This is a genomic window from Aquisphaera insulae (assembly GCF_011064615.1).
In the GTDB taxonomy this organism is placed as follows: Bacteria; Planctomycetota; Planctomycetia; order Isosphaerales; family Isosphaeraceae; genus Aquisphaera; species Aquisphaera insulae.
In genome coordinates, this window is record NZ_JAALJH010000009.1 from 161,549 (window position 1) to 170,047 (window position 8,499).

Annotated in this window: 6 protein-coding genes, 1 tRNA gene and 1 pseudogene; 6 read left to right on the forward strand and 2 right to left on the reverse strand. The window is 66.1% G+C overall.

The annotated features are described in order from the left end of the window. Window positions 1-112: 112 nt before the first annotated feature. From mgtE to G6O54_RS08180, 3 genes are all read left to right on the forward strand, one after another. Window positions 113-1,492, forward strand: coding sequence for a magnesium transporter (gene mgtE, locus G6O54_RS08170; RefSeq protein ID WP_165223018.1), 1,380 nt, complete (start codon window positions 113-115; stop codon window positions 1,490-1,492). A 124-nt stretch (window positions 1,493-1,616) separates the two neighbouring features. Next, window positions 1,617-3,503, forward strand: a complete 1,887-nt coding sequence (locus G6O54_RS08175) for a DUF1559 family PulG-like putative transporter (protein ID WP_165222939.1) — start codon at window positions 1,617-1,619, stop codon at window positions 3,501-3,503. A gap of 369 nt (window positions 3,504-3,872) precedes the next feature. Further along, complete coding sequence (locus G6O54_RS08180) at window positions 3,873-5,696, forward strand: phosphoenolpyruvate carboxykinase (GTP) (protein WP_250846775.1); 1,824 nt, start codon at window positions 3,873-3,875, stop codon at window positions 5,694-5,696. Window positions 5,697-5,800: 104 nt separating this feature from the next. Here the strand turns inward: G6O54_RS08180 and G6O54_RS08185 are convergent. Continuing rightward, window positions 5,801-5,873, reverse strand: a tRNA-Phe gene (locus tag G6O54_RS08185). 305 nt (window positions 5,874-6,178) lie between these two features. Between G6O54_RS08185 and G6O54_RS08190 the strand changes: the two genes are divergently transcribed. The 3 genes from G6O54_RS08190 (at window position 6,179) to G6O54_RS08200 (ending at window position 8,002) form a co-directional block, all read left to right on the forward strand. Continuing rightward, window positions 6,179-6,937: a helix-turn-helix transcriptional regulator gene (locus G6O54_RS08190; RefSeq protein WP_165222942.1), complete on the forward strand. Its 759-nt coding sequence runs from the start codon at window positions 6,179-6,181 to the stop codon at window positions 6,935-6,937. 485 nt (window positions 6,938-7,422) lie between these two features. Then, window positions 7,423-7,647 (forward strand): carbon storage regulator, encoded by a 225-nt coding sequence (locus G6O54_RS08195; protein ID WP_165222945.1) that lies wholly within the window; start codon window positions 7,423-7,425, stop codon window positions 7,645-7,647. A 187-nt stretch (window positions 7,648-7,834) separates the two neighbouring features. Beyond that, window positions 7,835-8,002, forward strand: a complete 168-nt coding sequence (locus G6O54_RS08200; RefSeq protein ID WP_165222948.1) for a hypothetical protein — start codon at window positions 7,835-7,837, stop codon at window positions 8,000-8,002. A gap of 98 nt (window positions 8,003-8,100) precedes the next feature. Here the strand turns inward: G6O54_RS08200 and G6O54_RS37305 are convergent. Further along, window positions 8,101-8,499 (reverse strand): annotated as a pseudogene (locus G6O54_RS37305) (hypothetical protein); the annotation flags it as partial.

Sequence of the window (8,499 nt, forward strand, 5' to 3'; positions counted from 1 at the left end):
GGCGGGCCTGCAGGGCGAGATCGACGGTAGCCTGATTCTCACGCGCGCCGGGGTTCCGTTCGAGACGGCTCCGGCGGGCCCGCGAGGCATGGCGGAGGTAGGCGGTATCATGATGCTCGGCAGACTGGTCCTCCCCGAAATCAAGGAACTCCTCGCCGAGGGAGAGGAGCGGACGGTCCGGGAGGTGGTCAACGGCTGGCACCCGGCCGAGCTCGGCACCGTCGTCGAGCAGCTCGAGCCGGCCGAGCAGGTCCACATGCTGCGGCTCCTGGAGCCCGGCCTGGCCGCCGACACGTTCGCCTACCTGGACCGCGACACCCAGATCGCGGTCCTCGAATCGGTCTCCCGCGCCGAGGCGGCCTGGATCCTCAACACGATGCCCGCGGACGACCGCACCGCCTTCCTCGAGGACCTGCCCGCCGAGCAGTCCGAGCGCTGGATCGGCCTGCTGGATCCCGTCGAGCGCCAGGTGGCACGGTCGCTCCTGACCTACGAGGAGGACAGCGTCGGCCGATTGATGACGCCCGATTACCTCGCCGTCAGCAAGGAATGGACGATCGCCCACGTCCTCGACTTCGTCCGGGCCCATGGGCGGGACAGCGAGACCCTCAACGTGATCTACGTGGTGGACTCGGGACATCACCTGATCGACGACCTGCGGATCCGCGAGATCCTGCTCGCGCCGGTGCAGGCGGTCGTCTCCGAGATCTGCGACCAGAAGTACGTCAGCCTGAAGGCGACCGAGGATCGCAAGAACGCGGTGGATGTCTTCCGGAAGTACGACCGCACCGCGCTGCCGGTCACGGATGCCCACGGGCGGCTCGTCGGCATCGTCACGCTCGACGACGTGCTCGACGTGGCCGAAGAGGAGGCCACCCGCGAGATCCAGCAGTTCGGCGGCCTCGAGGCCCTCGATGAGCCGTACATGAGCACCCCGCTGCCGCAGATGATCCGCAAGCGGGCGACCTGGCTCGTCATCCTCTTCGTCGGCGAGATGCTCACCGCGACGGCCATGGGCTTCTTCGAGGCGGAGATCTCCAAGGCCGTGGTGCTGGCCCTGTTCGTCCCGCTGATCATCTCGAGCGGCGGCAACTCCGGCTCCCAGGCGGCCACGCTGATCATCCGCGCCCTGGCGCTGGGCGAGGTCCGCCTCCGCGACTGGTTCCTGGTCGTCCGCCGCGAGCTCCTCTCGGGCCTGATGCTCGGCCTGATCCTGGGGACGATCGGCTTCCTCCGCATCGCCCTCTGGAGCGCCTTCTCGACCATCTACGGCGAGCACTGGCTGCTCGTCGGCCTGACGGTCGCCTGCTCCCTGCTTGGCATCGTCCTCTGGGGGACGATCACCGGATCCATGCTCCCGTTCCTCCTCAAGCGACTGGGCCTGGACCCGGCCACGTCCTCCGCGCCGTTCGTCGCCACGCTCGTGGACGTGACCGGGCTGGTCATCTACTTCAGCGTTGCCATGGTCATCCTCCACGGGACGCTGCTCTGAGAGCTCGCCCGGATGTCATCCGGTGAACCCGCCCCGACCTTTGGCTTTGCCTTAACGGGTGTGGCGCGCTAGACTCGGCCTGACACGTCTCGGAACTCGATCCGGTACCCCGAGGAGAGTCATCATGAGGGTCCAGGGCCGTCGGGGGATTACGCTCGTCGAGGCGCTCGTCCTCGTCTCGATCGCCGGGGTGGGCGTGCTGCTCCTGATCCCGGCCGTCCAAACCGCGAGGGCCGCGGCCCGGCGGGCCTCTTGCATCCTCAACCTGCAGATGATCGGGCTGGCGCTGCACAATTACACGTCCGCGAACGATGCCCTGCCGCCCAGCGACGTCCGCGGGCCGGGCAGGGCCAACGGGACCGGCTTCCTCGTCCGGATCCTGCCCTACATGGAGATGGCCCCGATCTACAACGGCTTCAACTTCGTCCTGGAGCCGTGGGACCTCTCCAACGCGACCACGACGGAGACTCGACTGGACGCCTTCATCTGCCCCGACAATCCACGGACCCGCAACGTCTCGGCGGCCGAGTTGCACCTCGACGGCCTGGCGAGCAAGACCGCCTTCGGCCCGGCTCATTATGCGGCCAACTGGGGCGGCGGGCGGGATCGCTGGGGGCGCGACTTCGCCGCGGGGAAGGGGACCTATCTCGGTGTCATGATGACGATCCTGACGCCCGACGGCGAGGTGAAGGCCCCCGACGGCAAGCCCCGCGCCCGGAGCGTCTCCCTGCGCGACATCGTCGACGGCGCGGCGAACACCCTCGCGGTGGCGGAGAAGGAGGAAAGCCTCGGCTGGGCGGTCGGGGGATTCGCCGCCAGCGAGTTCGACGTCGACACGAAGCCCAAGAACGACGACGACAGCACGCTCGCCCGGCGGGTCTACACCGGCTCGCCTCATCGCGCCGGCATCTACGCCGCGATGTGCGACGGCTCGGTCCGACTCGTCGACGCGAGGATGGATCGCGCGCTCTGGTATGCCCTGATGACGAGGGCCGGGGGCGAGGCCGTGGCGGCGAAGCCCGCCGGCCTCTCCGAGACGCTCAGCGTCAGCCGGGATCAGTCGGCCGAGTCGCGAGACCGGCCGCGGCTCGCCGCGGAATCCGCCGAGAAGCTTGTGAAGCGACTGATCGAAAAGCCGATCGGCGACACCGCGGCCGTCAATGGCAGCAGCGTGAGCATCCGGGTGGTGGACCTCCAGACCGGCGACGCCGCCCGGATCGTCGCGCCGCTCTCCCCCGAACGGAATGCCTGCCGATTCCCCGCCTGGTCGACCGACGGCCGCCATATCTACTTCTGCGTCTCGCGGGGCGACCATCGCGAGGTCGCCGAGATCTGCGATCTCGAATGGACCGGAGACGGAGTGCGGCTCCGAGAGCTGGGGCCCGGGTTGGCCCCGTCGCCGTCCCCCGCCGGCGATCGCATCCTGTTCCACCTCCAGCGCGAGTCCCCCGAGCCGGCCGGCGTCTGGATCATGACCTCGGACGGACTGGGGCGGAGGCGCCTCGGGGGCGAGGGGAGGCCGCGATGGTCGCCGGACGGCCGTCAGTTCCTGATCTGCCGGCAGGAGGACTCGACCGTCACCCTCATCGACGAGCGTCCCGATCGCTCGAGCGGGGAGATCGGGCTCAAGGATCGAACGATCTTCTCGCAGCCGAGCTGGGCCGGCGAAGAGACGATCGTGGCCGCGCTCGGGGATGCTTCCGGGTCCGTTGCGGACTGCATCGCCCTGGTCTCCGTCCCGGCATCGGACCGGGCGGCCGTCTCGAAGGTCCTCTGGAAGAAGGGAGAGGGCCTGGACGCGGTCCCCTGGTCCCCCGTCTTCGACCCGGGATCGGGGCGTTGCGTGTTCATCGCGAGCGAGGGCCGCGGCGGGTCGCTTTACCTGATCGATCCCGCCAAGCCGCAGCCGCAGGCGCCGGTGCGGCTTGAGAAGGCCGGCAACGTGATGGTGGGGATGACCCCGTCCCTGTCCGCGGACGGCCGATTCGTCATCTACGCCAATCAGGATTAGCGTGGCCGTCGAAATGCTGCAATTGCAGCAAAAAGCACTGGAGACCGGTCCCGGCGCGAGTTACGATGGGGGCTGCTCGATCGGGAATGGCCACGAGGCATCGGCCATCGACGTGGCCGCGGCGGCCCATGCCAGGCAATGGCACTCGGACAGGGGTCCCTCATCATCGGTCGTGCCCGGTCGGAATTTGACGACGGCGAGCCGTCGGTCCTTGGAGACGGGAGTCGCGGGGACGCGGGGGTCGAAGACGCCCCCCTCGAGATCTGTCCCGCCACATGTGCCTCGGCTCAGATCGATTGACGTCGAGGGAGGAAGTCGATGTTAACCAGCACAACACCCATGGCCTCTGGGATCTTGCCCAGCGTGAGCATGGAGCGCCCCCAGCTCCGCCCCTGGGTCGATCAGATGGCCGAACTTTGCAAGCCGGACGAGGTCGTCTGGTGTGACGGGTCCCAGGAGGAATACGACCGGCTCTGCGAGCTCCTGGTCCAGCAAGGGACCTTCCGCCGCCTCAACCCGGAGAAGCGGCCCAACAGCTACCTGGCCTGGTCCGACCCGTCGGACGTCGCTCGGGTCGAGGACCGGACGTTCGTCTGCTGCAAGCGGCAGACCGACGCCGGGCCGACGAACAACTGGGTCGACCCGATCTCGATGAAGCAGACGTTGCTCGAGCTTTTCGACGGCTGCATGCGCGGCCGGACGATGTACGTCGTCCCGTTCAGCATGGGGCCGATCGGCTCGCCGATCTCGCACATCGGGGTGCAGCTCACCGACTCACCCTACGTGGTGGTCTCCATGCGGATCATGACGCGGATGGGCTCCGCCGCGCTCGACGCCCTGGGGGACGGCTTCTTCGTGCCGTGCGTCCATTCCGTGGGCAAGCCGCTCTCCCCGGGGGAGGCGGACGTCGCCTGGCCTTGCAACCCCGGCGAGAAGTACATCGTCCACTTCCCGGAGGAGCGCGCCATCTGGTCCTTCGGCAGCGGCTATGGCGGCAATGCGCTGCTGGGCAAGAAGTGCTTCGCCTTGCGGATCGCCTCCTGCATGGCCAGGGACGAGGGCTGGCTGGCCGAGCACATGCTCATCCTGGGCGTCGAATCCCCCCAGGAGCAGAAGGCTTACGTCGCCGCGGCCTTCCCGAGCGCCTGCGGCAAGACGAACTTCGCGATGATGGTCCCGCCGGATCGCTACGAGGGCTGCAAGGTCACCACGGTCGGGGACGACATCGCCTGGATCAAGATCGGCAAGCACGGCCAGTTGTACGCGATCAACCCGGAGTTCGGCTTCTTCGGCGTGGCGCCGGGCACCTCCTACGACTCGAACCCGAACGCGATGGAGACGATCCGCGCCAACACCATCTTCACGAACGTCGCCCTGACGCCGGACGGCGACGTCTGGTGGGAGGGGATGACGAAGGAGCCTCCGCCGCAGCTCATCGACTGGACCGGCCAGCAGTGGACCCCCGATAGCGGTCGCAAGGCCGCCCACCCCAACGCGCGATTCACGGCCCCCCTCTCGCAGTGCCCGACCCTCGATCCGGAATGGGAGAATCCGGAAGGCGTGCCGATTTCGGGCTTCATCTTCGGCGGCCGCCGATCCACGATCGTCCCGCTGGTCTTCCAGTCCTTCAACTGGAGCCATGGGGTCTTCCTGGCGGCGAGCATGGGTTCGGAGACCACCGCCGCGGCCGCCGGCAGTGTCGGCACGGTCCGCCGGGACCCGATGGCCATGCTCCCGTTCTGCGGATATCACATGGCGGACTACTTCAGCCACTGGCTGGACATCGGACGCCAGCTCCCGAATCCGCCCCGGATCTTTCGGGTCAACTGGTTCCGGAAGGGGCCCGACGGCCGCTTTCTTTGGCCAGGATTCCGCGATAACATGCGGGTACTGAAGTGGATCGTCGAGCGCTGCCACGGCCATGGCTACGGCGTCGAGAGCCCGCTCGGCTGGATGCCGCGGATGGAGGACTTCGACCTCGCCGGCCTCGAGAACTTCAGCGGCGAGGACTACGCCAGGCTGATGGAGATCGACCGGGATTCCTGGCTCCGCGAGGCGGTCGCCGTGGAGGAGCTCGAATTCAACCTCTATGGGAAGCTCCCGAAGGAGTTCCTGCTCCACCGCGAGCTGCTGATCTCGCGGCTCTGGCATTCGCCGGGATCGTGGAAGCTCTATCCCCAATTGCCGGTGTAACCGATTCGGTCCCTCTGCGATTCCACGATGGGAGGAAGGGGATCGCGGAGGGCACCGTCGCAGAACCGACTGTGATGCCCCGCTTTCGGGATCGGGGAGGGGAATGGGCAGAGTGAGAGTTGAACTCACGACACCAGGATTTTCAGTCCTGTGCTCTACCAACTGAGCTATCTGCCCGAAGTTTCATGAACGCATGCCAGGATAAGGTCGGTGACCCGGTCTGTCAACCACCTCGTTGGTCGCCATCGACCGGGCTGCGACGGCTGAGGTCCCTCGCGGATCAACTCCTTGGCCTCATGTCGCGTCTCATGTCATGAAGAGACAGCCACTTACAACAAACCACCGGCCGAGAGTTCTCACTCTCCGCGGCGGTGTCTTAATTTGAGGAGGAAGCTCGAGGTTCGTCGAGGTCGTCGCATTTCGAAGGTAGGGACGCAATGGCTCAGCCCTCGCACGAGCACCCTTCGGTTCCGGGCACAGCAATGGGACCCTCGCAGCCCCCGCGGCCCAGCCATTTTCCGCTGGTCAGGCTGCTGCAGCTCATCGTCCTCCTGCAATCCGAGAGATGTCCGAATGCAAGGAGGATGGCGGAGATCTGCGAGGTCAGTCGGCGGACCATCTATCGCGATCTGGCCATGCTCGACGAGGCCGGCATCCAGGTCCTCTATCGACCCGATCGGCAGGGATACCAGCTCGCCCGCAGCATGCTCCTGACCTCGCCTCGAATCGAGGAGCACGAGGCGATCGCGCTGCTGGTCCTCACACGCAACTGGAACGCTCATGAGGACCTCGGGCTGTCTCGCGCGGCCGGATCGGCCGTCGACAAGCTGCTCCAGGCACTCCCCGACTCCATGCGCAAGAACCTCCTGGCCCTCGCGGAAGTTGTCGGCGACTCTCCGTCACCCGACGCGACGAAGGCCGAGCCGACCGGCATCCACTCCCTCGTGCTCAAATCCCTGGCGTCGCGACAGCAGGTCCGCGTCTGGGTTCGCGACCGAGAGGGTGAACCCGCCGAGTCCACCAAGATCGCCGTCTACCGACTCTCGAGGATCGATGGCCAGTGGTGCCTCATCGGACGTTCAAGCCGTGACTGCAGCGTCTGCCTGATTCCCCTGCACAGGGTGGAGCGTGCGGAGAGCACCGCCGACGCCTATACGATCCCGCCTCGATTCAATCTCGAACGATTCCTCTTGCAGCACAGATCGCCCGCCGAGGCTCTGAATCCGGCCCAGGTGGGTTGAACGAGAAGAGCGGAAGTAACCCCATACCCCAAATCGGGTTATACTCCATGCGGTTGAAACCGAGCCGACGCCCAACATGCTTGCACCATCGCAGAGGAGCCATCGATTCATCGAGAAATGCTGGCCATTGCCGTTGACAGCGCGCGCGCCGTTCGTTATGGTCTGCGGTTGACTCACTGGATCATGAGATCCCGGCGGGTCGCGGCCAATCCGACTCGCGCCGTGAGAGACGCAGCGGTTCGGGTCCCATTGCCGCCGATTTCGAGCGCACCGGCAGGAATTCGAGAGGGATGCGGTTCCCTGGCCTTCGGCGTCACCCCTTCAACCAGGCGTTCCGCTCGATCGGAATCTGGCTCGCTTGACCCGGGACTCTGGTCTCTCTCCCTCCCCCATTTCTCCCGGTTTCAACGCTCCGCTCGCCGTCAATCAGCACAGGATGTGCCTCGTCAGGAGTTCGTTGGCGGATCATTCAAGGAGGATGCACCATGCTGGTCCTGAGCCGTAAGGTGGACGCCCAGATCGTGATCGGAGATCACATTCGCCTGACCATCGTATCCATCCGTGGGAACAGGGTTCGGCTAGGAGTGGAGGCGCCCACCGCTGTCTCCGTATTCCGCCATGAGCTTGTTCCCGAATCGGTGGAGGCGGAGATCCTCGTGACCGACCAGGCGGCGCCTCAATCCGTTCCCGCTTCAACTTGCCCATTGTGACCGACGTCATGGAGTCACCCTGAACAGCAACGGGGCCAGGCTAGACATCCGAGGTTACGACCTGGTCGCCCCGAGCAGAATCCATCACCACGCCGACTCCCCTGATAAGCCATCCGATCCTTGTGACGACGAGATCAACCTACTCATGATTTCTACATCGATTCCGCAGATTGAGAGGGCGGCTCGAGTGGTCGTCGAGGATCAGTCGGACCGGCTCGAGGCGCGGCTCTGGGATCGTGCTCGATTCAATCTGATGTTGCTCTACGGCGGCCGTCGTGGCACCAGCATCGGTGCCACGAGCGGCACCGCCGCCGTCGGTCCCAGCTCCTTCACCGTGGCCGATCCGAAGTTCTGAGGACGGCAACGATCCACCGTCCCGGCACTCCTATCTCGACCGGACCTCGCGAGCGCCCCGGCCCCTTGCCGTTCCTGACGTCCAATCTCCGACGAGGCTCACCCAGGGCCCGATCGGCAGGACAGGACCATCGAGGCCGGCTCAGGGGCCGTGCCATTCTCCACGTAGATCCACCGATTTCCCGTCTTGCCGACGACGCGGCATGCGCCTGACTCGCGGAGGCAGTACGCAACACGCCGAGCGAAGTCGACGGGACGGTCGATCCTCTCAGACAGATCCAGCGTGGTGAATGGTTCCTTCCAGTCGGAAGTTGTAGGTAGGAGCGACCACAAATCGGACGGGCGCTCGATGGATGTGCGAGCCAGAATCCCCGTCAGCAGGCGATCCGCGATCGTGAAGCCCGGCCAGCGGCGTCTCGGGAGCCGTATTTCATCGATGTCGACCTCGAGGATCTCCAGCGTCAGGTTCGGGTGTGGCAACGTCCTGGCCATCCCCAC